We start from the raw sequence: 26,543 nt of genomic DNA on the forward strand, positions 1-26,543 counted from the left end.
CGCGGCAGAGGCGGGAGGAGGCCCCGGTGGACACGTTCGAGGACTTCGTCGCCGCGCGGCGCCCGGAGCTGCTGCGCACCGCCCTGCTGCTGGCCGGCGACCGGGCCGGTGCCGAGGATCTGGTGCAGCGCGCCCTCACCCGCAGCCGCCGCCGGACCGGGGACCCGCTGGCGGCTGCCCGCGCGGCCCTGGTCACCGGCAGCACCCGCCGCCGCGTGCGCGGTGAGCAGGTGATCGAGTCGCTGCCCGACCCGTTCGCCCCGGCCGCCGCCGGTCCCGAGCCGCTGGCCCGGGCGCTGCGCGACCTGCCGGCCCGGACCCGCGCCGCGACGGTGCTCACCGCCTTCGACCGGCTGCCGCCGTCCGAGGTCGCCGCGCTGCTGGGCTGCCCGGTCGAGACCGCCGCACAGGAGGCCGACCACGGCACCCGCACGCTGTCCGGCGTGCTGACCCCGGACCTGTACGCCCGTCCGGGGCAGGGCGCCGAGGACCCCGGCCGGCGGCTGCACGACGAGCTGGCCCGGCTCGCCGGCGGGACCGGCAGCTGGCGGCTGGACTCCGGGCAGGCGGTCGCCGACGTCGCGCACCGGCGCCGCCGCACCCGCTGGCAGGCCGCGGCCGCCGCCGTGCTGGCCGTGCTGTGCCTGTGCGGCGCGGGGATCTCGCTGACCCGCCCCGCCGCCGAGCCGGTCCCGGCGCCCGCGAGCCCGACGCCGTCGACCCGGCCTCCCGCAGGCGTCCCGCTCGGGGGCTACCCGGCCATCCCGGTGCTGCAGGGCCCGGCCCGCGGCTCGCTGGCCGGAGACGCGGTGTTCCTCGGCGCCGTCGCGCAGGTGGGCTGGGGCGGTCAGGAGCCCCCGCCGGCCGCCGACCGGGAGGTCGTGTTCGCCGGCGACACCCCCGCCGGCCGGGTCGCCCTGGTGGTCGGTGAGACCGACGGGGACTTCCGCGGCACCTGGCTCACCGGCCCGGTGGGGGCGTCCGCGGCGGAGCTGTCGCCCCGCTACGACCGCACCCTGGGCCGCACCCGGCCGGCCACGCTGCTGCTCGGCGGGCCCGGGGACGCGACCCTCGTGGTGGTCGCCGGCCGGGGCGACGCCGTCGAGGTGTCCGACCGGCTGATGGTCGGCCCGCGCGGCACGGTCGGCCGCGACTACCGGCCGGTCGACGCCGCCGACGGCGCCGCGGTCGTGGCGGTCCGGACGACGCAGGCCGGCTCACCGCTGAGCGTGCGGGTGCTGCGCGACGGCGTGGTCGTGCACCGGGCCGGGGTCGAGCAGCCACGCGCCGGCGCGGTCCCGCAGCTGCCGCTGACCTCCCTGCGGCCCACCACGTCACCCCCCGACCTGGCCGTGGTGGGCGCGGCGCTCGGCCAGCTGGCCGCCCCGCTGGCCGTCGAGCCGGCCGACCTGGAGCCGCTGCTGCTCTGGTCCGGGGAACTGCCCTCGAGCCAGGGCGGGAGCAGCGTGGCGGTCGTCGTCGCGCACAGCCCGGGCGGGGCACTGGTGGTCGGGACGGTGGCCGGCCGGCCCGGGACGGTGCTGCCCTGCGGCACCTCGACGCCGCCGGGCTCCACCGACGTCGCCACCCTCACGGTGGTGCGCACCTGCGACGTGGCGCTGCCGGGGCTGAGCGGGAGCGAGGACGGCCGGTGGCTGGTGGTCACCGCCCCGCCGGAGGCGGTGTCGGCCGAGCTGCTGGCCGCCGACGGGCAGGTGCTGGGCCCGCTGCCGCTCACCGACGGTGGGGCGGTCGTCCCGCTCCCGGCCGGTGTGGCGAGCGTGCGGACGCTCGACGCGGGCGGGCAGGCACTGCGGGAGACGGCGCTGGCGCCGGTGCCCACCGCGCCCTTCGGCGACTACGGCGCCGGCATCGGCGGCTGAGCCACCGGGTGGAGCCTGACCGGCCGACCCCGCAGGGCCGGCCGGTCAGTGGGGATCAGAGCGGGTCGACCGAGTCCGCCTGCACGCCGCGGTCGCCCTGGCTGGCGGTGTACTCGACCCGCTGGCCCTCGTCGAGGCTGCGGTAGCCGCCCCGGTCGGCGATGGCGGAGAAGTGCACAAACACGTCGTCGCCACCGTCGTCGGGCTCGATGAAGCCGAAGCCCTTCTCGGCGTTGAAGAACCGCACCGTGCCCTGGCCACCGGTGCCACCGCCACCGCCGGAGCGGGGCGCACGGGGTGCCCGGTCGTCGCGGCGGGGCCGCTCGTCCCGGCGGGGGCGCTCGTCACGCCGGTCGTTGCCGGCCGGGGCACCACCGCCGCTCACCGCGCGCACCGAGTCGGCCTGCAGGCCGCGCTGGCCGGGGCTGGCGGAGTACTCGACCCGCTGGCCCTCGTCCAGGCTGCGGTAGCCGCCGTGGTCCTCGATCGCGGAGAAGTGCACGAACACGTCGTCCCCGCCCTCGTCGGGCTCGATGAAGCCGAAGCCCTTCTCGGCGTTGAAGAAGCGCACGGTGCCCTGCGAGCCACCGCCGCCACCGCGGGGCGCGCGGGCACCCCGGTCGTCACGCCGGTCGTCGCGTCGGTCGTTGCGGGCCGGTGCGCGGCCACCACCGAGGGGCTGGACCGAGTCGGCCTGCAGCCCCTTCTGGCCGGGGCTGGCGGTGTAGGAGACCCGCTGGCCCTCGTCGAGGCTGCGGTAGCCGCCGTCGTCGGCGATCGCGGAGAAGTGCACGAAGACGTCGTCCCCGCCCTCGTCGGGCTCGATGAACCCGAAGCCCTTCTCGGCGTTGAAGAAGCGCACCGTGCCCTCGGACCCGCCACCGCTGCCGCCGCCCCGGGGGGCGCGGACCTCGCGGTAGTCGTCCCGGTGCCCGCGCTCGGCCCGGGCCGGCGCGCGACCGGCGCCGCCGCCCAGCGGCCGGATGGTGTCGGCCTGGAGGCCGCGGTCACCCGGGCTGGCCTCGAACTCGACCCGCTGGCCCTCGTCCAGGCTGCGGAATCCGCCGTCGTCGGCGATCGCGGAGAAGTGCGCGAACACGTCCTGCCCGCCGTCGTCGGGCTCGATGAACCCGAACCCCTTCTCGGCGTTGAACCACTTGACCGTGCCCTGGGGCATCCTGCGACTCCTGCACATCTCGACAACTGCTGAGGTACCTACGGGTACCAGGGTCCCCCAGGGTGCCCTCCCGGGGCCAGCCGCCCCGGCAAGTCGTCAGCCGCGCCGGTCGGCGAGGAACCGGAAACGGTCCCGCGTGGCGGCCACCTCGGCGGCGTCGACGTCGGCGACCACGATCGTCTCCACCCCCGACGCGGTGGCCAGCAGCTCACCGGTCGGGCTGACGATCCGGCTGTCACCGCCGTGGTCCAGGCCGGTGCCGTCGACGCCGACCCGGTTGCAGCCGACGACGTAGGCCTGGTTCTCGATGGCCCGCGCCGACAGCAGCGTCGTCCAGTGGTGCCGCCGCGGACTGGGCCAGTTGGCCGGCACCAGGAAGACGTCGGTGCCCGGGCCGGCGTCCCAGAAGACGTTCGCGAAGCGCAGGTCGTAGCAGATGAACGGGGTGACCCGCAGGCCACCGATCTCGACGGTCACCGGGCCGGTGCCGGCCTGGAAGCGGGTGCGCTCCTCGGCGAAGGGGTGCAGCTTGCGGTAGCGGTGGGTGCTGCCGTCCGGGCCGGCGAGCACGAACACGTTGTGCGGCAGCTCCTCCCCGGCGGTGACCTCGGGGCAGGTGCCGGCGACCCACACACCGTGCTCGGCGGCCTGCGCGGCGAGGAACTGCGCCGACGGCCCGCCCACGGGCTCACCGATGCCCGGGGTCATGGAGAAGCCGGTGGAGAAGGTCTCGGTGAGCAGCACCAGCTCCGCACCGGCCCCCACCGCCCGGGTCACCTGCGGGGCGAGCCGGGCGAAGTTGGCGTCCCGGTCCTCCCAGACGATGTCGTGCTGGACAGCGGCGATCCTCACTGCATCTCCCCCAACCGCCTCGCGGCGTCCTCGAGCACCTCGTCGCGCTTGCAGAAGGCGAACCGCACCAGGTGCCGGCCCAGGTGCGCGTCCGCCGCGTCGTAGAAGACCACGGACGGGACGGCGACCACGCCGGCGCGGGCCGGCAGCGACCGGCAGAACGCGATCCCGTCGCCGTCGGGCTGCCGCGGCCGGACGTCGATCGTGGCGAAGTACGTCGCCTGCGGGCTGACCACCGGCAGGCCCGCGGCGGCGAGCCCGGCGACGAGCAGGTCGCGGCGCCGCTGCAGGTCGGCGGCCACCCCGGTGAAGTAGGCGTCGGGCAGGCGGAGCCCGGCGGCGATCGCCGGCTGGAACGGCCCGCCGTTGACGTAGGTGAGGAACTGCTTGGCGGTGCGCACGGCAGCCACCAGCGGCGCCGGGCCGCACACCCAGCCGATCTTCCAGCCGGTGGTGCTGAACGTCTTGCCGCCGCTGCTGACCACCAGCGTGCGCTCGGCCATCCCGGGCAGCGTGGCGATCGAGGTGTGCGCGGCGCCGTCGAACACGAGGTGCTCGTAGACCTCGTCGGTGAGCACCAGCAGGTCGGCGGTGGTCGCGACCTCGGCCAGCAGCGCCAGCTCCGCGGCGGTGAACACCTTGCCGGTCGGGTTGTGCGGGGTGTTGAGCAGCAGCAAGCGGGTGCGCGGGGTGACCGCGGCCCGCAGCTCGGCCTCGGTGAAGGTCCACGCGTCGGTGCTCACGCTGCCCGGCTCGACCGCTGGCGGGCGCAGCGGCACCGGGCGGAGGACCCCGCCGGCCATCGCCACCGCGGCGGCGTAGCTGTCGTACATCGGCTCGAACAGCACGACCTCGTCGCCGGGCTCCAGCAGCGCGAGCAGCGCCGCGGTCAGCGCCTCGGTGGCCCCGGCGGTCACCAGCACCTCGCCGTCCGGGTCGTAGCTCAGGCCGCGGAAGCGCAGCTGGTGCTCGGCGATCGCCGTCCGCAGCTCGGGCAGGCCGGGGCCGGGCGGGTACTGGTCGTGCGGTGTGCCGATCGCGGCGCGGGCGACGTCGAGCACCTCGGCCGGACCGGGTGTGTCGGGGAACCCCTGGCCCAGGTTGATCGAGCCGGTCGCGACGGCCAGCGCGCTCATCTCGGCGAAGACCGTCGTCCCGAAGCCCTGCAGCCGGGAGGTGAGGTGCGGCGTGCGGGTCACCCGCTCATCCTGCCGTCCGCGGGCACCGTTGTCGGGCAGTTGTGCTCTGCTCCCCACCAGGGAGCAGAGCACAACTGCCGGGAGACCGGGTCGGCCCTCGGCGAGGATGACCGCCACCAGGGCGTCGGCGTGCCCGTGCCCCAGGCCGTGGACGAGTTCAGTGCAGCGCGGCGTCGGCGGGGCCGGTGGCCCAGCGCCGGAAGCGGACGACGAGGCCGGCGCGGGTGGGCGCGCAGCAGTAGGGCCCGGCCTGCAGTGGCGTCCCGGCCGGGAAGGGGGCGACGCGCACCAGCTGGAACGGCTCGTCGTCCACCCGGGCGCGGACGGTCACGGCGTCGCCGGTGCGGCTGGCCCGCACGGTGACCCGGCGGCCGGCCCACGTCGGCACCGGCGCGACCGACCAGTCCGACCGGCCCAGGGTGACCACCGCGCCCACCGACGGCGCCCCGTCGGCGAACTCGACGCCGGCCTTGACCCAGGTCTCGGCGTCGGCGCGCAGCACCAGCCCGGCCTGGTCGAACTGCTGGTCGTAGTCGAGGTCGAAGGTCACCTCGACCGCGCCGGGGTCGGCCAGCGGGGCGAGCAGGGCGTGCGCGGAGTCGTGCACGAACCCGTAGCTGGTGTGCCGCCACGCGTCGCTGCCCTCGACCGCGGTGACCAGCAGGTCCCCGCCGTCCTCGTGGGCGTCGGCGGGGGCCGCCGTCCACGTCCCGGCGCTCCACGGCTGGACGGCGTTCTCGGTCATCCCCGCACGTTAGAGGACGCCGGCCGGGCCCTAGCGTGAGCGCATGACCTCGCCGTACATCGCCCGTCCGGAGCTGCTCGACGCCGACCCGCTGGCCGCGACCGGCCGCCCCGTCGGCTGGGGCGTGGTGTCCACCGGCGCCATCGCGGAGAAGGTGACGGCGGACATCGCGCTGCTGCCCGACGCGACGCTGGCCGCCGTCAGCTCCCGGCAGGCGGACAAGGCCGCGGCCTTCGCCGAGCGGTTCGGGTTCGCCGCCTCCTACGGCGACGACGGCACCCGTTCGGGCCTGGACGCGCTGCTGGCCGATCCGGCCGTCGAGGTCGTCTACGTGGCCACCCCGCACGCCCAGCACGCCGCCGTGGTGCGCGCGGCGCTGACCGCCTGCAAGTCGGTGCTGGTGGAGAAGCCGATCACCATCAACGCGCGGGAGGCCACCGAGCTGGTCGAGCTGGCCCGCGAGCGCGGCGTCTTCCTGATGGAGGCGGTGTGGACCCGGTTCCTGCCCGCGTACCAGCGCGCGCTGCAGATCGCCGCCTCCGGCGAGCTCGGCCAGGTGCACTGGGTCAACGCCGAGGTCTCCTTCCCCGCCCCCGCCGACCCGACCGCGCGCATCTGGGCACCGGCCGACGGCGGCGGCGCGCTGCTCGACCTGGCCGTCTACCCGCTGCTGTGGGCCTGGGGCACGATCGGCCTGCCCGACTCGGTCACCGCGGTCGGCACGCTCAACAGCGAGGGCGTCGACGCGCAGAACGCGCTGTCGCTGACCTACGGCTCCGGCGCCCAGGCGCAGCTGACCACCTCGCTGCTGGCCCGCTCCCCGCACACCGCACTGGTCTGCGGCACCGACGGCTGGCTGCGCGCCGAGGGTGCGGACTCCGTCTACCGCCCCACCCGGCTCGAGGTGGCCGTGGGCGACGCACCGGTGCGGGTCGAGGAGTTCGAGCTCATCGGGTCCGGCTACGTGCACGAGATCCGCGAGGTCGTCCGCTGCGTCCAACAGGGGCTGACGGAGAGCCCCGTCATGCCGCTGGAGGACTCGCTGGCCCTCATGCGCTTCCTCGACGGCGTCCGCGCCCAGCTCGGCGTCGTCTACCCGAACGACTGACCTCATGGAGTCCCAGCGCTCGGGGGACGCAGCGCTGGGACTCCATCAGCCGTCCCCCGAGCGAGCGGGGGGTCAGGCGTCCCGGGGTGGCCCGGTGAGCGCACTGTCGGGGCGAGTGCGGGGGTGGCGAGCGGGCCTCCGGGGCGGCGCTACGGTGTGCCGGTGATCACCGTCTGCGGCGAGCTCGTGATCGACCTGATCCCCTCCGGGGCACCCGAGCCCGGGCAGGCGCCGCAGTACACGGCCTTCCCTGGGGGCAACGCGCTCAACGTCGCCGTCGCCGCTGCCCGGCTGGGTGTAGTCAGCTCCCTGATGGCGCGGGTGGGTCCGGGCCCGTTCGGTGCGCTGCTCCGCGGGCACGCCGCCCGCAACGGCGTGCGCACCGACGCGATGCTGCCGGCCGCCGAGCCGGTGAGCCTGGCGGTGGTGGAGCTGGCCGAGGACGGCTCGGCCGACTACTCCTTCCACACCGTCGGCGCCGCCGACTGGCAGTGGACCGCCGAGGAGCTGGAGCGTGCCTGGCCGGCCGACACCCGGATCGTGCACATCGGCTCGATCTCCAGCTGGACCCCGCCCGGCTCGGCCGCCATCGCCGACCTGGTCGCCCGGGTCCGCGCCGACGGGACGGCGCTGGTGAGCTTCGACCCCAACGTCCGCCCCGGCCTCATCGCCGACGCCGACGCCGTCCGGGCGCAGGTCGACCGGCTGCGCCGCACCGCGGACGTCGTCAAGGTCAGCGCCGAGGACCTGGAGTGGCTCGACCCCGGCGCCGACCTGGACGCCACCGCGCTGCGCTGGGCCGCCGAGGGGCCCTCGCTCGTCGTGGTCACCGACGGCGGTGGCACCCTCCGCGCGGCGCGCCCCGACGGCACGCTGCTGCACCGGCAGCCGCCCTCGGTGACCGTGGTCGACACCGTCGGCGCCGGCGACAGCCTGGCCGCGGGCCTGTTCGCCGGGCTGGCCCGCACCGGGGTGCTCACCTCCGCCGCGCTCCGCGAGCTGCCCGAGCCCGAGCTCGCCGCGCTGCTGGACGACGCCGCGCTGGTCGCGGCGCTGGCCTGCACCAAGGCCGGGGCCAACCCGCCCACGCTCGCCGAGCTGGAGACCGCCCGCGCCCGGTGACGGACCCCGTCCCACGCCCCGCGCGCGCCGGGACCCGACGACGGGGCCGAGCCGCGTCCCGGTCCGCGACCCGCCGTCCGGGACACTGGTGCGGTGAGCGCCGAGACCATGTTGTTGCTGGTGCTGGGCGCGGTGGCGGTCATCGTCGCGGTCCGGGCGGTCGCCGACCGGACCGGGTTGCCGGCCGCTGCCCTGCTGACGCTCGTCGGCATCGTCTACGCCCTGCTGCCCGGGCCGAACGTCGCCCTGGACCCGCACCTGGTGCTGACGCTGGTGCTGCCGCCGCTGCTCTACAGCGCGGCGCTGGACTCCTCGCTGACGGCGATCCGCAAGAACATGCGCACCGTGGTCAGCCTGTCGGTGCTGCTCGTGCTGGTGACCGCGCTGGTCATCGGCGCCGGGTTCGCGCTGTTCGTCACCGGCGCGACGCTGGCCGCGGGCATCGCGCTGGGCGCCGCGGTCGCCCCGCCGGACCCGGTCGCCGCGCTGTCGGTGGGCCGCAAGGTCGGCCTGCCGCCGCGACTGATCACCCTCATCCAGGGCGAGGGGCTGCTCAACGACGCGACCGCGCTGACCATCCTCACCGTGGCGGTCACCGCCGCCCAGGGCGAGGGGTTCTCCACCCCAGCCGCAGTCGGTGAGTTCACGATCGCCGCGGTCGGTGGGGTGGCCGCCGGGCTGGTGGTCGCCTACGGCGTGCGGCCGCTGCGCCGCCTGCGCAAGGACCCGCTGACCAACAACGCCATCTCGCTGGCCACCCCGTTCGTGGCCTACCTGCTGGGCGAGGCGGTGCACGTCTCCGGCGTGCTGGCCGTCGTCGTCGCCGGGCTGGTCATCGGGCACAACGCCCCCTACTGGACGTCAGGGGCCAGCCGGCTGCAGACCGACGCCGTGTGGCGGCTGGTCGACTTCCTGCTCGAGGGCATCGTGTTCCTGCTCATCGGCCAGCAGCTGCCCGAGGTCATCCGCGGCCTGGACCAGTACGACACCTCGACCGTGGTGACCGCGGCCGCCATCACCATCGGCAGCGTCCTGCTCATCCGGCCGCTGTGGCTGCTGCTCACCGAGTCGCTGCCCGCCTCGATGCACAGCCACCTCGGCGGGGACACCGACGACGGCAGCCGGTTCAGCGGACGGCTGTCCGGGCGGGAGATCGTCGTCCTGAGCTGGGCGGGCACCCGCGGCGTCATCAGCCTGGCCGCCATCTTCACCCTGCCGCTGGTCACCGAGACCGGGGCGCCGTTCCCCGACCGGGACCTGCTGCTGTTCTGCGCGTTCCTCGCCGTGCTGGTCACGCTGGTCGGGCAGGGCATCACCTTCGCGCCGCTGGTGCGCGCACTGGGCTGCCGCGCCGACCAGGCCGACGAGGCCCGGCTGCGCAACGAGGCCCGGATCGCCGCGGTCGAGGCGGGCCTGGCCCGGCTGGAGACGCTCCAGTCCGAGGAGCACGACGCGGTCGACGAGCGGGCGATCGTCACGCTGCAGACCCAGCTGACCACCCGGCTGGACCGCTACCGCAAGCGGCTGGACGTCATCAACTCCGCCGAGGGCGGGGAGATCCCGCTGTCCCCGGGGTATGAGGCCGCGCTGCGACTGCGCCGCGCGGTCATCGCCGCCGAACGCGAGGAGCTGCTCCGCTGGCGGGACGGCGCCCGGCTCCCCGACGAGGGACTGCGGATCCTCGAGCGCGAGCTGGACCACGAGGAGGGCCTGCTGCCCAAGCGCTGAGTCGGCACGGGTGCCCGTCCCGGCAGGCCGTCCCGACCAGGACGCTCCCGCGGGGGGCACGGCGATGGCGGCACGGTCCGAGCACGTCGCCCCGTCGGCTGACGGCGCCGGGAGCCGTCCTCAGACGGGCAGGCCGGCCAGCCCGGCGGCCAGGCCGAGGACGGCGCACACGCCGAGCGTGCGCAGCACCGACCAGCGCAGCCGGAACAGCAGCACCGCCGCGACGCACGCGATCGCCAGCGCCACCCAGCGCGGCGTGCCCAGGTCGGGCAGCTGCAGCGCCAGGCCCCACCGGTCGACGGTCACGACGTCGGTGACGAGCGTGTGCACCGCGAAGTACAGCCCCAGGTTGGCGATCACCCCGACCACGGCGGCGGTGATCCCGGTCAGCGCCGCCGACAGCGACCGGTTGCCGCGCAGCCGCTCCATGTACGGCGCCCCGAGCAGTACGAACAGGAAGCTGGGCACGAACGTCACCCAGGTGACCAGCAGCGAGGCGAGCACCGCCGCGACCCACGGGTCGAGGCCGCCCGGGTCGCGGTGGGCGCCGAGGAAGGCCACGAACTGCACGACCATGATCAGCGGCCCAGGGGTGGTCTCGGCCAGCGCCAGCCCACGCACCATCTCCCCCGGCGCCAGCCAGCCGTACACGCCGACCGCCTGCTGGGCGACGTAGGCCAGCACCGCGTAGGCGCCGCCGAAGGTCACCACCGCGGCGCCGGAGAAGAACAGCCCCTGCTGGGTGAAGACGCTGTCCGTGCCGGTCAGCAGCGCGACCGCCGCGATCGGCACGCCCCAGGCGAGCAGCCCGACGACCAGCACCCGCAACGTGCGGCGGGCCGAGGGGCGCTCGGTGTGCAGGGCGTCGTCGGGGATCAGCGGTGCCGGCCCGTCGTCGGGCGCCTCGGCCAGCGAGGTGGGACGCCGCCGGTGCAGCACCCAGCCGAGGACGCCGGCGCCCGCGACGACCACCGGGAACGGGACGCCGAACAGCGCGAGCGCGGCGAAGGCGGCGACCGCGATGCCCAGCAGCACCCGGCTGGTGAGCGCCCGCTTCCCGACGCGGGTCACCGCCTGCACCACGATCGCGACCACGGCCGGGGCCAGCCCGGCGAACACGGCGGTGACCGCGGTGGTGTCACCCCACGCCACGTAGACCGCGGACAGCACCAGCAGCGCGACGACGCCGGGCAGCACGAACAGCCCCCCGGCGACCAGCCCGCCGCGGGTGCCGTGCATCAACCAGCCGACGTAGGTGGCCAGCTGCTGGGCCTCCGGGCCGGGCAGCAGCATCGAGTAGTTCATCGCGTGCAGGAACCGGCGCTGCCCGATCCAGCGCTTCTCCTCCACCAGCGTCCGCTGCATGACCGCGATCTGCCCGGCCGGGCCGCCGAACGTCTGCAGCGAGATGAGGAACCAGGCACGGGTCGCCGCCCGCATGCTGACGGGGGCCGGCGGGGAGACGGGATCGCTGGTCACGGTCACTCCACGGGTCGGGCGGGCGGCGGCCAACTCTGTCAGACCCGAACGGGACCGCCGAGCAGCGCGCCGGTCCACACGGCCCGCGCCGTCCGCGCCGCCACCACGGCCCAGGCGCCGAACAGACCCAGGAAGAGGACGGCGGCGGCGACGCTGAGGCAGTCCAGGCCGCTGTGCCCGGCCAGCGCCGAGGTCCCGGTGACCATCGTGCCGACCGGGAACACGAACGACCACCAGGACAGCGAGAACGGCAGGTGGTGCCGGGCGGTGCGCACCGTGACCGCCAGCGCGACGGCGGCCCACATCAGGGCGAACCCCTCCACCGGCAGCCCGTACACCAGGCCGAGGGCGCGGAACGCCGCCGCGTAGGGCGGCGGCCACACCAGGTCCGACTGCGCGCCCAGCGCGTTGGCCGCCGTGATCGACTGCCCGAGCGGGCCCAGCACGATCCACAGCGTCGGCACCGCGGCCGCGGCCCCGACCTTGTACCGGGCCAGCCGTCCCCACAGCAGGGTGATGACCACCAGGCTGGCCAGCAGGCTGAGACCGAACATCGACCAGCAGCCGGCCGTGAGCGCCAGCCGCCACTGCCCGGCCGGCGTGTGGGGCACGAGCGCGGCACCGGTGGCCGCGCTGACCATCGGCGGCACGACCGGCATCAGCCAGCCCCCGGACGCCGCCTCGTCGCCGACCTCGTACCGGGTGAACAGCCGGTACGGCACCGCGACCGCCACGGCCAGGCCGAGCACCGTCCCGACCAGCCAGAGGACGACGTCCAGGTCGACCGCTGCCCGATCGCCGACGACGTCCCGGCCCACGGTGATCGTGGCGGCCCCCCAGGCGAGCAGCGCCATCGGCACCGCGCCGTAGAAGTGCGCCATCACCGGGTCGCGGGCGTGGGCGCGGGCGCGCTCGGGGTGGCGCAGCCAGTGCCCGGCGGTCGCCGCGCAGACCGCGAGCAGCAGCAGCCCGGCGAGGGCCCAGACCAGCTGGGCGAGGACCCGCTGACCGGGCACCTGGACGGGCAGCCCGGCCGCGGCGGTGGCGACGATCGAGGTGCCCATGACGGAGGCGAACCAGTTCGGGCCCACGTCGGCCAGCGACGGGCGGCGGGCTCCCGCGGACGTCACCGGGCGGCGCGGGGACGGAGCCGGCGGCAGCTCGACGGGCAGGTCGGTCGTGGCGGTCACGGCACCGAGACTCGCCCGGTGCGGTGCGGCCCGGTAGGCGGCTGCGACCTGTCCGGCCACAAGCGGAGGTTGTGACGGCTACGCTCCGGACGTGCCGCTGAGCAGCCACGTCCCGGACATCGCCGCCCTCGAGCTGCTCCTCGACGTCGCCCGCACCGGCAGCATCGGCGCCGCGGCGCGGGTGCACGGCGTCAGCCAGCAGGCCGCGTCCGCCCGGCTGGCCGGCCTGGAGCGGCAGGTGGGCCTGACCGTCCTGGACCGGGGGTCGACCGGCTCGCGGCTCACCGACGCCGGGCGGGCGCTGGTCGCCTGGGCCGACCGGGTGGTGTCGGCCGCCGGGGAGCTGGACGACGGCGTGGCGGCACTGCGGCGCGAGGGGTCGGCGCGGCTGCGCCTGGCGGCCAGCATGACCGTCGCCGAGCACCTGGTCCCGCGCTGGCTGGCGGCGCTGCGCGGGCAGACCCCGGCGGGCACGGAACCGCCGACGGTCATGCTCACGGCCACCAACAGCGACGCGGTCACCGAGCTGGTGCGCACCCACGCGGCCGACCTGGGTTTCGTCGAGGGCCCCGCCGCGCCACCCGGGCTCGAGCACCGGGACGTCGCTGCAGACCGGCTCGTGCTCGTCGTGCCGCCGGGGCACCCGTGGGCCGGTCGGCGGCGTCCGGTGACCGCGGCGGAGCTGGCGGCCACCCCGCTCGTCGTCCGCGAGCCGGGGTCCGGCACGCGGCGCGCGCTGGAGGACGCCCTGCACGCGGCGCTCGGCGCGGTGACCCCGCTCGCTCCCCCGGCCATGGAGTTCGGCACCGGCACGGCCGTGCGCGAGGCCGTCCGCGCCGGACTGGGGCCGGCAGTCCTGTCGGACCTGGCGGTGTCGGTCGACCTGGCCGACGGCCGGCTGGTCGAGGTCCCCGTGCCCGGGCTGCCGCTGACCCGCCGGCTCCGCGCCGTGTGGGCCGGCGCGGCACAGCTGCCGGCCGGCCCGGCCCGCGACCTGCTCGCCGTCGCCGCCCGCCGCCGCGGCTGAGAGCGGGCCGCGGACAGCCGCGGCCGGAGGCGACCCCCGGACCACCCCGGCAGAGAGCCGCCCTCAGACCGCCGCGGCGTGGGTGCCGAACGTGCGGGCGTGGTACGTCAGCGGCGCCAGGTCCTCCCGCGCCGCGGCGCGCACCTCGCCCAGCACGATGACGTGGTCACCGCCGGCGACGAGCTGGCTCACCGTGCACGCCAGCCAGCCGGGGCTGCCGGTCAGCCGGGGCGCGCCGTCCTCGGCCACCCAGTCGACGCCGGTGAACTTGTCGCTGCCCTTGCGGGCGAACGCCAGCGCCAGCGCGGCCTGCCCGCTGCCGAGCACGTTGACCCCGAAGACGCTGTCCACGGCCAGCCGGGACAGCAGCTCCGAGCCCCGGTCCAACGACACCAGGACCATCGGCGGGCTCATCGACAGCGAGGCGAACGCGCTCACCGTCGTCCCGTGCGGGGAGCCGTCGGTGAGCGTGGTGACCACCGAGACCGGCGTCGCCACCCCGGCCATGACGGCGCGGAACTCCTCGGCCAGCGGAGCGGTCACGCGGTGCCGCCGAGCGGGGCCAGGCCGAGGTGGTCGCGCAGCGTCGTCCCGGTGTAGTCGGTGCGGTGCACGCCGCGCTCCTGCAGCAGTGGGACGACGGTGTCGACGAAGACGTCCAGCCCGCCGGGGGTGATGTGCGGGACGAGGATGAAGCCGTCGCTGGCGTCGGACTGCACGAGGTCGTCGATCTGGTCGGCGACCGTGGCCGGGCTGCCGATGAAGTTCTGCCGGCTGCTGACCTCGATCATCAGCTCGCGGATTGAAAGCCCCTTGGCCTCGGCCTGCTCCCGCCAGGCGACGGCGACGGCGAGCGGGTCGCGGTTCATCCGCACGCTGGCCCGGCCCTTGGCCACGGTGTTCTCCCCGACCAGCGGGTCGACCTCGGGCAGCGGGCCGTCGGGGTCGTAGCCGGACAGGTCGCGGTTCCAGACCTCCTCCAGCTTGCGCAGCGCTGTCTGCCCCGACACCTGCTGCTTGCGCACCTCGGCGGCGAGCTCGGCGGCCTCGGCGTCGGTGTCGGCGACGACGAAGGTGGCCGCCGGGAGGATCAGCAGCTCCTCGGGCGTCCGGCCGTACTTCGCCAGCCGGCCCTTGACGTCGGCGTAGAAGGCCTGCCCGGCCTCCTTGGTGCCGTGCCGGCTGAAGATGGCGTCCGCACCCGAGGCGGCGAACTCGCGGCCCTCGTCGGAGTCACCGGCCTGGAAGACGACGGGGCGGCCCTGCGGGCTGCGCGGGACGTCGAACTGGCCGCTGATGTCGAAGTGCGCGTCGGAGTGGGCGAACCGGCCGGGGGTGGGCGTGCGCAGGAACTCCCCGGTCTCCTTGTCGGCCACGATCTCGTCACCGCGCCAGGAGTCGAGCAGCTCCATGGCCGTGGCCAGGAACGTGCGCGCCCGCTCGTAGCGCTGGTCCTGCGGCAGGAAGCCACCGCGGCGGAAGTTCTCCCCGGTGAAGGCGTCCCACGAGGTGACGACGTTCCACGCGGCCCGGCCGCCGGAGAGGTGGTCCAGCGTCGCGAACTCCCGGGCCACCTCGTAGGGCTCGTTGAACGTGGAGTTGATCGTGCCGGCCAGCCCGAGGTGCTCGGTGACCGCGGCCACGGCGGCGAGCACGGTGAAGGTGTCGGGGCGGCCGACGACGTCGAGGTCGTAGATCGCGCCGTTCTGCTCCCGCAGCCGCAGGCCCTCGGCGAGGAACATGAAGTCGAACTTCCCGCGCTCGGCGGCCTGGGCGAAGCGGCGGAACGACTCGAACTCGATGTGGCTGCCGGCGGCGGGGTCGCTCCACACGGTGGTGTTGTTGACGCCGGGGAAGTGCGCGGCCAGATGGACCTGCTTGTGCACCTGCTTGGTCATGGTCGTCTCCTCAGACCGCGGCGTAGCGGTTGGCGGGGCGCGGCAGCCCGAGCAGGCCGCGCAGGGTGGACGCCTCGTAGGCGGTGCGGAACAGGCCGCGGCGCTGCAGCTCGGGCACCAGCGCGGTGGTGACCTGGCGCAGGTCGTGCGGCAGCGTGGCCGGCCGCAGCCGCAGCCCGGACAGCCCGGCCTGCGTCCAGTCGGCGACCAGGTCGGCCAGGCCGGACGGCGTCCCGACGAAGACGGCGGCGTCGCTGGTGTACTCCGATCCCGCCCGCTCGTCGAGGCGGTCCTTGCGGGAGCGGGCGGTGGCCTCGTCCTCGTCCAGGAACACGACGAGGTCGCCGAGGACGTGCACGGTCTCCTCCGCGCGCCCGGCCGCGGCCTGCGCGGTGCGGATCTCGGCCAGGATGCGGGCTGCGTCGGCGGCGTCGGTGGGCGTCACGAAGCCGAGGTCGGCGCTGCGGCCGACCAGCTCGTAGGGCACGGCCTGGTGCGCGAGTGCGGCCACCAGCGGCTGGCCCTGCGGGGGGCGCGGGGTGATCGAGGGACCGCGGACGGAGAAGTGCGGGCCGGCGAAGTCCACGTAGTGCAGCTTGCCGACGTCGACGAAGCGGCCGGTGGCGACGTCGCGGACCTCGGCGCCGTCCTCCCAGCTGTCCCAGAGCCGGCGGAGCACCTCGACCCAGTCGGCGGCCTCGTCGAACAGCTCGCGCAGTCCGGCCTGGGCGACCGGGTCGGCGGGGTCCAGCTCGCGCAGGTCGGGCAGCTGCCGGCGGCCGATGTGCGCGGCCTCGGCCGGCAGCGCGCCGACCCGGACCCGGACACCGGCGCGGCCGGTGCTGACGAAGTCCAGCGTGGCGATCGCCTTGGACAGGTGGAAGGGCTCGGTGTGGGTGACCACGGCGGTCGGCACCAGCCCGATGGACCGGGTCAGCGGCGCGACCCGGGCGGCGACCTGGACGGCGTCGAGCCGGCCGCGCACCTGGTCGGTGCGCTCGTCGGGGGCCCAGCGGTCGCCGGACTGCAGCGCGAAGGCGTCCTCGAAGGTGACCAGGTCGAGCAGGCCGCGCTCGGCCTCGGTGACCAGGTCGACCCAGTAGCCGGGGGTGAGCAGCTCGGTGGGGCGGGCGTCGGGCTCGCGCCAGGCGGCAGGGTGCCAGCCGGCGCCGTCGAGGGCGACGGCGAGGTGGAGGGGGGTGGGCACGGGGACTCCAGAGGTCAGGCGGCGGCGGGGACGGCGGCGGGGACGAGCGCGCGCCACAGCCGGCGGGCGAGCGCGTCGTTCTGCCGGAAGAAGGGGGCGTTGGTGCGGGGCCGGGCGAAGGCGGCGACCTGCGCACCGGAGGTCCAGAAGCCGAGGGCGAACAGGCGCTCCTGAGCCTGGCCGGTCGCGTCGACGACCCGCTGGTCGGCGTCGACGTGCAGCCGTCCGGTGCTGCGGACCCCGCCGGGGGCGGTGGGGTCGGCGAGCACCTTCTCCGCGGCCACGCCGCGGGTGAGCAGGGCGGTGACCAGCTGGTCGGGGGTGGCGGCGACCGAAGGCGCGGGCACCCGGGCCTCGACCATCGCGCGGGCCTCGACGGTGCCCTCGACGCTCGCGGACCGGGCGCGGAACACCCCGGCGGCGGTGTCGAGCTCGAACTGCGCGTCGGCGCCGAGGAAGCGCAGCACGCCGGCCTCCGACAGCGCCAGCAGCTCGGCCAGCCGGGGAGCGGGCGGTCCGCTGGCCAGGTAGCTGAAGAGGTTCATCCACCAGCCGGAGACGTCCTCGGCCTCCGAGCGGGGCGTCAGCCGCCCGGCGCCGACCAGCCCGGCGAGGGTGCCGTGGCAGTACAGCAGCGCGGTGAAGACGGCGGCGTCGGCGCTGTGGGCGGGGTCCGCCGAGCGGGTCAGGTCGGCGCGCACCAGGTCGCGCACCGTCTCCTGCAGCGCCTCGGCGTCGGCGGACCGGGCCCCGGCCAGCGGGCGGTCGCGGGCGGCCAGGTCGAAGCGGTCGGCCGGGTCGGGGACGGCGGCCTGCACCAGCGCGGCCACCGCGACCGGGTCGTCGGTGGCGGCGTACCGCTCGGCGAACTCCGCCCAGGGCAGCGCCGTCCGCTCGGGGTGGGCGCGGAACAGCTCGGTGTAGTGCGCCCAGCCCAGCTCGCGGGCGATCACCGGGGCCAGGTCGGCGCGCAGGTCCAGCGGGCGGTCGCCGAACTGCGCGTCCACGGCGGCCGGGGTGAAGAACTGCAGCGGCACCGGCGGGCCGGCCCAGACGTAGCCGAGCTTGGCGCGGTAGGGCACCCCGCGGCGGGAGCCGACGTGCAGCACCGGCTCACTGCCCGAGGGCAGGTAGCGCAGCCGGTCCCCGTCGGGGGTGAACTGCCCGCCGCGCCCGCTGGTCAGCAGCACCATCAGGTCGGTGAAGGCCAGCCCCGCCCCACGGACGAGCACCGGCTCCCCCGGCGCCAGGACCGACAGGTCCAGGTCGGCGGTGTAGGCCGTGGGCAGGTAGGTGGCGCCGGCCGCGGCCGCGCGCCGGGCGGTCGCGGCCTCCTCGTCGGTGGCGTGCGCGTCCAGGTGGCCCTGGGCCAGGACGGCGCGGTCGGCGGACACCTCGCGGCCGTCGGCGAGCACCACGGTCACGCCGTCGTCGGCCACCCGGACGTCGACGGCGGTGCCGGTGTGCAGGTGCACGTCGGCCCAAGGGCGGGCGGACTCGACGACCTGGGCGAGCACCCAGCCGAGGTAGGCGTTGACCAGCGGCCGGGACGGGAAGCCGTTCGGCGCGAGACGCCGGGCCTCGTCGCCGATCGGGTCACCGGCGGGCAGGGCGCGGCCGACGGCCTCGACCCACTGCCACAGCGTGGAGCCCTCGCCCACCGGGCCCTCGACGGTGACCGACGGGTCGGGCACGACGGTGACGTCGGCGGCCAGGGAGTTGGCCCACAGCAGGGAGGGCTGGGCGGCGCGCCACACGCGGCCACCACCCGGCGGGTGCGGGTCGACGAGGTGCACCTGCAGGCGCTCGGAGCCCGACAGCTCGGGCGCGCTGGCGATCAACCGCTCGAGCAGGCCGATCGCGGTGGGACCGGCGCCGACGACGGCGACCGAGGGGCTGGACGTGCGGGAGTGCGGCCGTACGGACATGCGGGCTCCGGGAGACGGAGGGTCAGGGACGCGAGGTCGTGACCGTCCGCAGACACTGCGCGCTCGCCGTGCGGAGGAGGTCGACGTGCCGGCGGCGGACCAGGGCGGTGCTGGGCACGTGCGTCTCCTCTCGTCGTCCGTCTCGTGGACTGCTCTGTGGGGGAACGGGACCCGGCCGGCGGGCTGTTCCCCGCTGTGGCGTGTCGCCCGCCGCAATGTCTACCAAACCGATGGTGTTTGACGACAAGCGGGTGGTGCCCCTATGGTCCCCCCAGGTCCTGAGCGCCAGCGACAAGCCCCGGCTCGCTGGCCGGCAACCCTCCCTGCGACGGGGTGCCCCGGGTGACGACCTGGCCGAGCGCGACCCGCGTCCCGGCAAGCAGTGGCCTCCCCTCCCGAGGGGACGAACGAGGAGCAGCACACCGTGGGACAGACCGGCCGCCGCGCCGCCTCCGCCGACAGCCCCGCTGTCGAGCGCGTCTCCACCGACCTGGTCGGCCGCCTCGCCGTCGACCTGCTCCGCACCGACAGCGCCCTCTGTCGCTGACGCAGCGGCGCCTCCCCCGGCGCTGACCTCGTCCCCGCGCTGACCTCGTCCCAGCGCTGACCCGCGCGCACCGCCCGCCGTCCGCACGGCGGTCCGCGGGCGCGCCCTCCTCACCGTCCAGGAGCACCTGACGCATGCCCACGTCCCTGTCCCCCGCCGACCTGCAGGTGGTCGACGTCCACCCCGACGACCCGCTGGCCGCGCCGCTGTTCGACGACCTGACCGCCGAGTACGACGCCCGCTACGGCGACCTGTTCGGCGGCGCCGCCGAGGAGATGACCCGCTACCCGGCCGAGGCGTTCCTGCCGCCGTCCGGGGCGTTCGTCCTGCTGCTGGAGGACGGCACGCCCGTCGCCGGCGGCGCCTTCATGACCCACCCCTCCGGTGCGGCGGAGGTGAAGCGGATGTGGACCGCCGCCACCCACCGCCGCCGCGGCCTGGCCCGCCGGGTGCTCGCCGAGCTGGAGCAGCGGGCCGCCGCGGCCGGCTACCCGGGCCTGTACCTGACCACCGGCCCGCGCCAGCCCGAGGCTCGCGACCTGTACCTCGCCACGGGGTGGACGCCGCTGTTCGACCCCGCCGTCCCCCGCCCCACCGACCTCGAGACGTTGCGCGGCCTGCCGGTCGCCGACCGCCTGTACGCCTTCACCAAGCACCTGGGAGACCCCGCGTGACCACCCTCGACACCCGGCCGGCCACCGCACCCCCGGCCGGCACCCCGTTCGACCAGCTGAAGGTGGTGCCGGCCCGGCACCCCGGCCGCTGGGTGGCCACCGCCGCCGTGGCCGTGCTGCTGGCGATGGTGGTGAACAGCCTGGTCACCAACCCGCGGTGGGAGTGGGGCGTCGTGGGCGCCTACCTGACCGAGGAGTCGATCGTCCGCGGCGTGCTCACCACCATCGAGCTGACGGCGATCACCGCGGTGGTCGGCTTCGCCCTCGGCACGGTGCTCGCGCTGATGCGGCTCAGCCGCTCGCCGCTGCTGCGGGCGGTGAGCTGGGGCTACACCTGGGTCTTCCGCTCCGTGCCGCTGATCCTGCAGCTGCTGCTCTGGTACAACCTCGCCTACCTCTACCAGCACCTGGACCTGGGCATCCCGTTCGGCCCGTCCTTCGTCAGCGTCCCGACGCTCTCGCTGATCGACAAGTTCGGCGCCGCGATCCTGGGGCTCGGCCTGCACCAGGCCGCCTACTCCGCCGAGATCGTGCGGGCCGGCATCCTGTCCGTCGACGCCGGCCAGCACGAGGCCGCCGCCAGCCTGGGCATCCCCCGCCGCCGGCAGACCACCCGGATCGTGCTCCCGCAGGCCATGCGCACCATCGTGCCGACCGCGGTCAACGAGGTGATCGGCCTGTTCAAGGGCACCTCGATCGTCTACGTGCTGGCCCTGGGTGAGCTCTTCTACACCGTCAGCGTCATCTACGGCCGCACCCAGCGGGTGCTGCCCATGCTGGTGGTCGCCGCGATCTGGTACATCGTGCTCACCACCGTCGTCACCGTCGTGCAGTACTACGTGGAGCGGCACTACGCCCGGGGCGCGGTCCGCGCGTTGCCGCCCACCCCGCTGCAGCGGGTGCGCTCCGAGCTGACCGGTGTCCTCGCCCGCTTCGGTGCCCCCCGCGGGGCCACCCGATGACCGCGGTCACGGCCCGCCCGGGCCGGGTCGAGGTGCACGGCGTGCACAAGTCCTACAGCGGGGTCGAGGTGCTGCACGGGGTCGACCTGGTGGTCGAGCCGGGCACGGTCACCGTCGTCCTGGGCCCGTCGGGCTCGGGCAAGTCGACGCTGCTGCGCAGCATCAACCACCTGGAGAAGGTCGACCGGGGCTTCATCGCCCTGGACGGCGAGCTGGTCGGCTACCGCCGCAGGGCCCACCGGGACGGCGACCGGCTGCACGAGCTGCCGGAGAAGGACCTGCTGCGCCAGCGCACCCGGTTCGGCTTCGTCTTCCAGTCCTTCAACCTCTTCCCGCACCTGACCGCGCTGGACAACGTGGTCGAGGCACCGGTCGCAGCCCAGGGCCGGCCGCGCGCCGAGGTGGAGGCCGAGGCCCGCGACCTGCTGGCCCGGGTCGGGCTCGGCGACCGCGCCGGGGCCTACCCGCGGCAGCTGTCCGGTGGGCAGCAGCAGCGGGTGGCCATCGCCCGGGCCCTGGCCATGCGCCCGGCGGTGCTGCTGTTCGACGAACCGACGTCCGCGCTGGACCCGGAGCTGGTCGGCGAGGTGCTCGAGGTCATCACCGACCTGGCCCGCACCGGCACCACGATGATCGTGGTGACCCACGAGATCGGCTTCGCCCGCGAGGTCGCCGACCAGGTCGTCTTCATGGACGACGGCCGGGTGGTCGAGCAGGGCCCGCCGGAGCAGGTGCTCGACGCCCCGCAGCACGACCGCACCCGGGCCTTCCTCGCCCGCGTCCTCTGAACGAGGGCCCCGGCGCCACCGCGCCGGGGCCCGGACCCCCACACCCCCTTCGGCCGGCGCACCGTGCGCCGTCCGGCGATGGTCTGCGCCCGCGGACCGACCTCGAGGAGAGAACGAACGTGACCGCACGCAGCCGGCGAGCCCCGCTCGTCACCGTCCTGGCCGCTGTGTCCGCGCTGGCCCTCGGTGCGTGCACCAGCTCCAGCGCCATCGAGCAGGCCGCCGCCGTCCAGGAGGGCGTCACCACCGACGCCCTCGTGGTGAACACGACCCCGGAGCAGGACCGGGTGCACACCCAGCGCAACCAGGCCGCGATCGACCTGCTGCCCGCAGGGGCCTTCCCGGACGGGAAGCTGCAGGTCTCGGTGACCCAGGGTGCCGTCCCGCTGGCCTTCTTCGCCGACGACAACGCCACCGTCATCGGCAACGAGACCGACATCGCCACCCTGGTCGCCGACGCGCTGGGCCTGGAGCTGGAGCTGGTGGTCAACGACTGGTCGAACTGGCCGCTGGCCACCCAGTCCGGCGAGGTCGACGCCACCATCTCCAACGTCACGGTGACCGAGAAGCGCAAGGAGCTGTTCGACTTCTCCTCCTACCGCGTGGACCAGCTGGGCTGGCTGGTGCGGGCCGACAGCGGCCGCACCATCGCCGAGGCCAAGGACGTCGCCGGGCTGAGGGTCGGGGTGTCCTCGGGCACCAACCAGGAGCAGATCCTGCTGGCCTGGGACCGGGCCAACACCGCAGCCGGGCTGGAGCCGGTGACCATCGACTACTACGAGTCCTACAACGACGCGGTGCTGGCCCTGCAGTCCGGCCGCCTCGACACCTACGTCGGGCCGAACGCCACCGCGGCCTACAGCGCGGCGACCAGCCCCCAGGACGTCGCCATCGCCGGCACGACCAACGGCGGCTGGCCGGACACCGCCGAGATCGCCGTCGCCACCGAGAAGGGCAACGGGCTGGCCGAGGCGTTCACCGCCGCGCTCAACGGCGCGATCGCCGACGGCAGCTACCGACAGGTGCTCGACCGCTGGGGCCTGGGCGCCGAGGCCGTCGCCGAGTCCCGCACCAACCCGCCGGGCCTGGGCTCCTGATGACCCCGCCCGCCGTCCGACCCCACACCACCACGAGAGGCACCACCATGACCCGCACCCGAACCCGCCGCCGCCGTCCCGCCCTGCCGGTGACCAGCGCCCTGCTGCTGTCCACCGTGACCCTGCTGTCGGCGTGCAGCAGCTCGGCCGACATCGAGGCCCAGCAGGCCGGCACCAGCGAGGCCGGCGCCGTGCAGGCGCTCGTGGTCGACACCAGCGCGGCGCAGTCCGGCCGCGTCACCACCACCGCCGACCCCGACGCGGAGGCGCTGGTGCCCGACGCGATCTCCGCCGACGGCAAGCTCACCGTCGGCATCGTCGGCGCCGGCGACCCGCCGCTGGCCTTCCTCGCCGACGACAACAGCACGGTGGTGGGCAGCGAGGTCGACATCGCCTCGCTGGTCGCCCAGTCACTCGGCCTGGAGCTCGACGTCCGCAACGTCTCCTGGGAGCAGTGGCCGCTGTCGGTGCAGAGCGGGGACGTCGAGGCGGTGTTCAGCAACGTCGGCGTCAACGCCAAGCGGCTGGAGCTGTTCGACTTCGCCACCTACCGGCAGGGGATCATGGCCTTCACCGCGAAGCCCGACAGCACGCTGGCGATCACCGAGGCGAAGGACATCGCCGGGCTGACCGTGGCCGTGGGCTCGGGCACCAACCAGGAGCGGATCCTGCTCGACTGGAACAAGGCCAACGAGGCCGCGGGCCTGGCGCCGGCGACGCTGGACTACTACGCCAACGCCGCCGATGCGCTGCTGGCCATCTCCTCCGGCCGGGTCGACACCTACCTCGGCCCGAACCCCAACGCCGTCTACCAGGAGAGCAAGAAGACGGTGAGCATCGTGGGCACGGTGAACGCCGGGTGGCCCAACACCACCTACGTGGCCGCGACCTCGCTCAAGGGCAACGGGCTGGTCGACGCGTTCGAGGCAGGCCTGCAGCACGCGTTCGACGACGGCAGCTACGCGAAGACCCTGGAACGCTGGGGCCTGACCGACGAGGCCGTGGAGGCACCCGAGGTCAACCCCTCGGTCGCCTCCTGACCCGCCGCACCGACCACGACGGCCGGTCACCCCGCTCCCGGGGTGACCGGCCGTCGCGTCGCGGGCGGCTCCTAGGCTGCCCGGGTGATCCTCATCGTGGTGAAGTGGCCCGTCCGTCCCGAGTTCGACGACCGCTGGCCGGAGCTGGTCGGCGAGTTCACCGACGCCGTGCGCGCCGAGCCGGGCAACGTGTTCTTCGAGTGGTCCCGCAGCGTCGAGGAGCCGCACACCTGGGTGCTCGTCGAGGGCTTCCGGGACGCCGAGGCCGGCGCGGTGCACACCGCCTCGGCACACTTCTCCAAGGCGATCGCCGAGATGCCGGACTGGGTGTCGGCGACCCCGTCGATCATGTACGTCGATTCCCCGGAGCTGTCCGGCTGGGGCCCGATGGGCGAGGTCCAGCCCCGCGGCTGACCACCCGGGCACAGCACAGCGGCCGGCCACCTCGTGCGAGGTGGCCGGCCGCTGTGCTGTGCCGGGGGTCAGGCGGCGGGCTTCTTCTCCCCCGCCTCGACCGCGAGCGGCAGCCGGTTCTCCGCCGGCGGCAGCGGGCAGGTGGCGAAGACGGTGTAGGCGCACGGCAGGTTGGTGGCCCGGTTGAAGTCCACGGTCACCGTGCCGTCGGCGGCGGGTGCCCCGACCTTCAGCGACCGGTTCGCCGCGTAGGTGGTGACCCCGGACGTCTCGTCGGTGAACAGCACCATGAAGGAGTCCGACGTCAGCCCCTCGAAGGCGGTGAGCGCCAGCTGCTGCCCGTCGAGGGTGAACTCGATCCGGCCGGGGGCGTCGTAGACGTGCTCGAGGCCCTCGACGACCGAGCCGACGGTGGTCGGGCGCGGCTGGTCGAAGGGCACGTACGTGCCGGTCACCTGCCAGCGCGGGTCCGGGGCGTAGGTGGGCGTGCCGGTGTAGGCGGCGAGCACCGGGTTGGCCGGGTCGCGCGGCCGCACGACGTCGGACCCGCCCCGGCGGGCGACCTCGATGACGACGTCCCCGACCACCGCGGTGACTCCACCGCGTTCGGGGATCTCGCCGAACGCGTGCTCCCCGGAGACGGTGGCACCGTCGGCGACGAGCTCCTCGCCGTCGGCGAGCCGCACCACGGGTCCGCCGGGCCCGGTCCACCACTCCCCCGGGACGCCGGCGACCCGCTGCGGCTCACCGGTGAGCCAGGTCAGGCCGGTGATCGCCAGGAAGCCGTGGCCGTCGGCGCGGGCGGCCTCGTGCTGGGCGTGCCAGCTGCGCCACTCGTCGGCGAACGCGCTGTCGGTGGGGGTCTCGGTGGGGGTCTCGGTGAGGGTCATCGGTGCTCCTGGGGATCGGGGGTCAGGCCGGGCGGTCAGGCCCGGGACGGTCCGCAGCCGGCGCCGCGGGCGACCGCCGCCGGGTCGGCGCCGGCCAGCCCGGCCAGCGGCCGGGGGTCGTCCACCGGCTGCCAACGCCCGGCGACCTGCGCGTAGTCCGCCTGCGGCCCCTCGCTGAGGTAGGCGTCGAGGGCGGCGACCAGCCGGTCGACGTCGGCGAGGGTGCTGCCCACCCCGACGCTGGCCCGCAGTGCACCCTCGGGCACGCCGAGCCGGGCCACCAGCGGGTGGGCGCAGAACCGGCCGTCGCGCACGCCGATGCCGTGCTCGGCGGACAGGTACGCCGCGACCAGCCCCGGGTCGGAGCCGGCGACGGTGAAGGACACGACCCCGGTGGGCTCGTCGGAGTCCGCCCAGATGCGCAGCACCCGGACGCCGGGCAGCGTGGCCAGGCCGGCGGTCAGCCGGGCGCGCAGCGCCCGCTCGTGCTCCTCCAGGGCACCGGCGGGGAGGGCGGCCAGCGCGTCGCAGGCCGCGGCCAGCGCGACGGCGCCGAGCACGTTCGGCGAGCCGCCCTCGTGCCGGTGCGGGGCGGCCGCCCAGCTGGTCTCCTCGACCGTCACCTCGGTGACCGCACCGCCGCCGGCCAGGTACGCCGGTGCGGCGTCCAGCCAGTCGCGGCGGCCGACCAGCGCCCCGGAACCGAACGGCGCGTAGGTCTTGTGCCCGGAGAAGACGACGTAGTCGGCACCGGTGGCGGCGAGGGAGAAACGGCGGTGCGGCACCAGCTGCGCGCCGTCGACGACCACCCGGGCACCGGCGGCGTGTGCGAGCTCGACGACCTCCGCCAGCGGCAGCGACTCACCGGTGACGTTGGACGCCCCGGTGACCGCGACCAGCGCGTACGGGGCGGCGGCCAGCTCCGCGCCGAGGGCGCGCAGGGTGGCCACCACCGTGTCGCCGGTGGGCAGGACGGTCACCGGGCCGCGGCGCTGCCAGGGCAGCAGGTCGGCGTGGTGCTCGCAGTCGAGCACCAGCACGGCGGCCCCGGCCGGGACGGCGCCGGCCAGCAGGTTCAGCGAGTCGGTGCTGTGCCGGGTGAGCACGCAGACGTCGTCCGCCCGGGCACCGACGAACCCGGCCACGGTCGAGCGCGCCGACTCGTAGAGCGCGGTGGAGACCTGCGAGAGGTACCCGGCGCCGCGGTGCACGCTGGCGTAGAGCGGCAGCGCCTCGGCGACCCGGTCGGCGACCGACTGCAGGGCCCGCGCGCTGGCGGCGGTGTCGAGGTCGACGTAGCGGGTGCTGCCGCCCGGGACGAGCGGCACCTGGGTCGCGGCGCCGACGACCGGCAGCAGCGGGAGGGCGCCGGGCACGGCGGTGGGGACCGGGGAACAGAGGAGTGCGCTGGACATGGGGGTGCTCCTGCGGGCCGGGGACCCGGGGCACGGGTCCGCGCTTTGCGGCTGCGGTGCTGCAGCCGCCAGGTCGTCACCCGGGGCACCCGCTCGCGGAGGAGGGTTGCCGGCCAGCAAGCCGGGGCTGAACGCTGGCACTCGTGACCTGGCTCCAGACTGGCAGGCACGCT

The 26,543-nt window shown here is 75.5% G+C and carries 25 protein-coding genes, 3 pseudogenes and 2 riboswitches; of the genes and pseudogenes, 12 read left to right on the forward strand and 16 right to left on the reverse strand.

Annotation, left to right across the window (positions count from 1 at the left end; all coding sequences use genetic code 11):
• Window positions 1-26 precede the first annotated feature (26 nt).
• Window positions 27-1,883 carry a sigma-70 family RNA polymerase sigma factor gene (locus KUM42_RS01845; protein WP_237494626.1) on the forward strand — a complete coding sequence of 619 codons (1,857 nt, stop codon included), beginning with the start codon at window positions 27-29 and terminating at the stop codon, window positions 1,881-1,883.
• A 55-nt stretch (window positions 1,884-1,938) separates the two neighbouring features.
• Here the strand turns inward: KUM42_RS01845 and KUM42_RS01850 are convergent, their stop codons facing one another.
• From KUM42_RS01850 to KUM42_RS01880, 7 genes and pseudogenes are all read right to left on the reverse strand, one after another.
• Entirely contained in the window at window positions 1,939-2,130 is a 192-nt protein-coding gene (locus KUM42_RS01850; protein ID WP_237496624.1) for a cold-shock protein, read from the reverse strand.
• 144 nt (window positions 2,131-2,274) lie between these two features.
• Window positions 2,275-2,454: pseudogene (locus tag KUM42_RS01855) on the reverse strand (cold-shock protein); the annotation flags it as partial.
• A gap of 105 nt (window positions 2,455-2,559) precedes the next feature.
• Window positions 2,560-2,745, reverse strand: a pseudogene (locus KUM42_RS01860) (cold-shock protein); the annotation flags it as partial.
• 111 nt (window positions 2,746-2,856) lie between these two features.
• Window positions 2,857-3,060 (reverse strand): annotated as a pseudogene (locus KUM42_RS01865) (cold-shock protein); the annotation flags it as partial.
• Between the two features lie 96 nt (window positions 3,061-3,156).
• On the reverse strand, window positions 3,157-3,912 hold the full coding sequence (locus KUM42_RS01870; protein ID WP_237494627.1) for a nitrilase-related carbon-nitrogen hydrolase: 756 nt from the start codon (window positions 3,910-3,912) through the stop codon (window positions 3,157-3,159).
• Complete coding sequence (locus tag KUM42_RS01875) at window positions 3,909-5,111, reverse strand: pyridoxal phosphate-dependent aminotransferase (RefSeq protein ID WP_237494628.1); 1,203 nt, start codon at window positions 5,109-5,111, stop codon at window positions 3,909-3,911. The genes KUM42_RS01870 and KUM42_RS01875 overlap by 4 nt, the downstream gene beginning before the upstream one ends.
• Window positions 5,112-5,268: 157 nt before the next feature.
• A complete protein-coding gene (locus tag KUM42_RS01880; protein WP_237494629.1) occupies window positions 5,269-5,856 on the reverse strand; it encodes a DUF1349 domain-containing protein in 588 nt (195 codons plus the stop codon).
• Window positions 5,857-5,899: 43 nt separating this feature from the next.
• Here KUM42_RS01880 and KUM42_RS01885 point away from each other — a divergent pair, with 43 nt between their 5' ends.
• From KUM42_RS01885 to KUM42_RS01895, 3 genes are all read left to right on the forward strand, one after another.
• Window positions 5,900-6,964 carry a Gfo/Idh/MocA family protein gene (locus tag KUM42_RS01885; protein WP_237494630.1) on the forward strand — a complete coding sequence of 355 codons (1,065 nt, stop codon included), beginning with the start codon at window positions 5,900-5,902 and terminating at the stop codon, window positions 6,962-6,964.
• 162 nt (window positions 6,965-7,126) lie between these two features.
• Entirely contained in the window at window positions 7,127-8,086 is a 960-nt protein-coding gene (locus KUM42_RS01890; protein ID WP_237494631.1) for a PfkB family carbohydrate kinase, read from the forward strand.
• A gap of 93 nt (window positions 8,087-8,179) precedes the next feature.
• Window positions 8,180-9,814 carry a Na+/H+ antiporter gene (locus KUM42_RS01895; protein ID WP_237494632.1) on the forward strand — a complete coding sequence of 545 codons (1,635 nt, stop codon included), beginning with the start codon at window positions 8,180-8,182 and terminating at the stop codon, window positions 9,812-9,814.
• A gap of 120 nt (window positions 9,815-9,934) precedes the next feature.
• Here KUM42_RS01895 and chrA read toward each other — a convergent pair whose 3' ends face one another.
• Together chrA and KUM42_RS01905 are read right to left on the reverse strand one after the other, a co-directional pair.
• The gene (gene chrA / locus KUM42_RS01900; protein ID WP_237494633.1) at window positions 9,935-11,293 is read right to left on the reverse strand and encodes a chromate efflux transporter; all 1,359 of its coding nucleotides are present in this window, start codon (window positions 11,291-11,293) and stop codon (window positions 9,935-9,937) included.
• Window positions 11,294-11,331: 38 nt separating this feature from the next.
• Complete coding sequence (locus KUM42_RS01905; RefSeq protein WP_237494634.1) at window positions 11,332-12,483, reverse strand: TDT family transporter; 1,152 nt, start codon at window positions 12,481-12,483, stop codon at window positions 11,332-11,334.
• A gap of 91 nt (window positions 12,484-12,574) precedes the next feature.
• On the opposite strand from KUM42_RS01905, the gene KUM42_RS01910 reads away from it, so the two are divergent.
• A complete protein-coding gene (locus tag KUM42_RS01910; protein WP_237494635.1) occupies window positions 12,575-13,510 on the forward strand; it encodes a LysR family transcriptional regulator in 936 nt (311 codons plus the stop codon).
• 63 nt (window positions 13,511-13,573) lie between these two features.
• On the opposite strand, the gene KUM42_RS01915 is transcribed toward KUM42_RS01910, so the two are convergent.
• From KUM42_RS01915 to KUM42_RS20380, 5 genes are read right to left on the reverse strand one after another with little or no spacing between them, the layout of a single operon-like run.
• On the reverse strand, window positions 13,574-14,053 hold the full coding sequence (locus KUM42_RS01915; protein ID WP_237494636.1) for a flavin reductase family protein: 480 nt from the start codon (window positions 14,051-14,053) through the stop codon (window positions 13,574-13,576).
• Entirely contained in the window at window positions 14,050-15,408 is a 1,359-nt protein-coding gene (locus KUM42_RS01920; RefSeq protein ID WP_237494637.1) for an NtaA/DmoA family FMN-dependent monooxygenase, read from the reverse strand. Before KUM42_RS01920 ends, KUM42_RS01915 begins: the two co-directional genes overlap by 4 nt.
• Before the next feature lie 10 nt (window positions 15,409-15,418).
• On the reverse strand, window positions 15,419-16,615 hold the full coding sequence (locus KUM42_RS01925) for an LLM class flavin-dependent oxidoreductase (RefSeq protein ID WP_237494638.1): 1,197 nt from the start codon (window positions 16,613-16,615) through the stop codon (window positions 15,419-15,421).
• 14 nt (window positions 16,616-16,629) lie between these two features.
• Window positions 16,630-18,543 carry an FAD/NAD(P)-binding domain-containing protein gene (locus KUM42_RS01930; RefSeq protein ID WP_237494639.1) on the reverse strand — a complete coding sequence of 638 codons (1,914 nt, stop codon included), beginning with the start codon at window positions 18,541-18,543 and terminating at the stop codon, window positions 16,630-16,632.
• A gap of 22 nt (window positions 18,544-18,565) precedes the next feature.
• Complete coding sequence (locus tag KUM42_RS20380) at window positions 18,566-18,661, reverse strand: putative leader peptide (RefSeq protein WP_370629330.1); 96 nt, start codon at window positions 18,659-18,661, stop codon at window positions 18,566-18,568.
• A 156-nt stretch (window positions 18,662-18,817) separates the two neighbouring features.
• Window positions 18,818-18,931: riboswitch (SAM riboswitch) on the forward strand.
• A gap of 36 nt (window positions 18,932-18,967) precedes the next feature.
• Here KUM42_RS20380 and KUM42_RS20100 point away from each other — a divergent pair.
• From KUM42_RS20100 to KUM42_RS01960, 7 genes are all read left to right on the forward strand, one after another.
• Window positions 18,968-19,090 carry a hypothetical protein gene (locus tag KUM42_RS20100; protein WP_255557530.1) on the forward strand — a complete coding sequence of 41 codons (123 nt, stop codon included), beginning with the start codon at window positions 18,968-18,970 and terminating at the stop codon, window positions 19,088-19,090.
• A 134-nt stretch (window positions 19,091-19,224) separates the two neighbouring features.
• Window positions 19,225-19,764, forward strand: a complete 540-nt coding sequence (locus KUM42_RS01935) for a GNAT family N-acetyltransferase (RefSeq protein WP_237494640.1) — start codon at window positions 19,225-19,227, stop codon at window positions 19,762-19,764.
• Window positions 19,761-20,726, forward strand: coding sequence for an amino acid ABC transporter permease (locus KUM42_RS01940; RefSeq protein WP_237494641.1), 966 nt, complete (start codon window positions 19,761-19,763; stop codon window positions 20,724-20,726). The genes KUM42_RS01935 and KUM42_RS01940 overlap by 4 nt, the downstream gene beginning before the upstream one ends.
• Window positions 20,723-21,514 carry an amino acid ABC transporter ATP-binding protein gene (locus KUM42_RS01945; RefSeq protein WP_237494642.1) on the forward strand — a complete coding sequence of 264 codons (792 nt, stop codon included), beginning with the start codon at window positions 20,723-20,725 and terminating at the stop codon, window positions 21,512-21,514. Before KUM42_RS01940 ends, KUM42_RS01945 begins: the two co-directional genes overlap by 4 nt.
• Before the next feature lie 119 nt (window positions 21,515-21,633).
• On the forward strand, window positions 21,634-22,611 hold the full coding sequence (locus KUM42_RS01950) for an ABC transporter substrate-binding protein (protein WP_237494643.1): 978 nt from the start codon (window positions 21,634-21,636) through the stop codon (window positions 22,609-22,611).
• Window positions 22,612-22,658: 47 nt separating this feature from the next.
• Window positions 22,659-23,651, forward strand: a complete 993-nt coding sequence (locus KUM42_RS01955) for a transporter substrate-binding domain-containing protein (RefSeq protein WP_237494644.1) — start codon at window positions 22,659-22,661, stop codon at window positions 23,649-23,651.
• A gap of 84 nt (window positions 23,652-23,735) precedes the next feature.
• Window positions 23,736-24,065, forward strand: coding sequence for a putative quinol monooxygenase (locus KUM42_RS01960; protein WP_237494645.1), 330 nt, complete (start codon window positions 23,736-23,738; stop codon window positions 24,063-24,065).
• 68 nt (window positions 24,066-24,133) lie between these two features.
• Here the strand turns inward: KUM42_RS01960 and KUM42_RS01965 are convergent, their stop codons facing one another.
• Together KUM42_RS01965 and KUM42_RS01970 are read right to left on the reverse strand one after the other, a co-directional pair.
• On the reverse strand, window positions 24,134-24,955 hold the full coding sequence (locus KUM42_RS01965) for a DUF1684 domain-containing protein (RefSeq protein WP_237494646.1): 822 nt from the start codon (window positions 24,953-24,955) through the stop codon (window positions 24,134-24,136).
• A 35-nt stretch (window positions 24,956-24,990) separates the two neighbouring features.
• A complete protein-coding gene (locus tag KUM42_RS01970) occupies window positions 24,991-26,370 on the reverse strand; it encodes an aminotransferase class V-fold PLP-dependent enzyme (protein WP_237494647.1) in 1,380 nt (459 codons plus the stop codon).
• 35 nt (window positions 26,371-26,405) lie between these two features.
• Window positions 26,406-26,519: riboswitch (SAM riboswitch) on the reverse strand.
• Window positions 26,520-26,543 lie beyond the last annotated feature (24 nt).

Origin of the sequence: Modestobacter sp. L9-4, assembly GCF_019112525.1 — a bacterium.
GTDB lineage: Bacteria > Actinomycetota > Actinomycetes > Mycobacteriales > Geodermatophilaceae > Modestobacter.

What these genes read in the sequence shown, in the direction of transcription:
- KUM42_RS01880 (WP_237494629.1), bottom strand. Translation starts at nt 5,856, where the DNA reads ATGACCGAGAACGCCGTCCAGCCGTGGAGCGCCGGGACGTGGACGGCG.
- KUM42_RS01885 (WP_237494630.1), top strand. Translation starts at nt 5,900, where the DNA reads ATGACCTCGCCGTACATCGCCCGTCCGGAGCTGCTCGACGCCGACCCG.
- KUM42_RS01920 (WP_237494637.1), bottom strand. Translation starts at nt 15,408, where the DNA reads ATGACCAAGCAGGTGCACAAGCAGGTCCATCTGGCCGCGCACTTCCCC.
- KUM42_RS01930 (WP_237494639.1), bottom strand. Translation starts at nt 18,543, where the DNA reads ATGTCCGTACGGCCGCACTCCCGCACGTCCAGCCCCTCGGTCGCCGTC.
- KUM42_RS01935 (WP_237494640.1), top strand. Translation starts at nt 19,225, where the DNA reads ATGCCCACGTCCCTGTCCCCCGCCGACCTGCAGGTGGTCGACGTCCAC.
- KUM42_RS01945 (WP_237494642.1), top strand. Translation starts at nt 20,723, where the DNA reads ATGACCGCGGTCACGGCCCGCCCGGGCCGGGTCGAGGTGCACGGCGTG.
- KUM42_RS01955 (WP_237494644.1), top strand. Translation starts at nt 22,659, where the DNA reads ATGACCCGCACCCGAACCCGCCGCCGCCGTCCCGCCCTGCCGGTGACC.
- KUM42_RS01965 (WP_237494646.1), bottom strand. Translation starts at nt 24,955, where the DNA reads ATGACCCTCACCGAGACCCCCACCGAGACCCCCACCGACAGCGCGTTC.
- KUM42_RS01970 (WP_237494647.1), bottom strand. Translation starts at nt 26,370, where the DNA reads ATGTCCAGCGCACTCCTCTGTTCCCCGGTCCCCACCGCCGTGCCCGGC.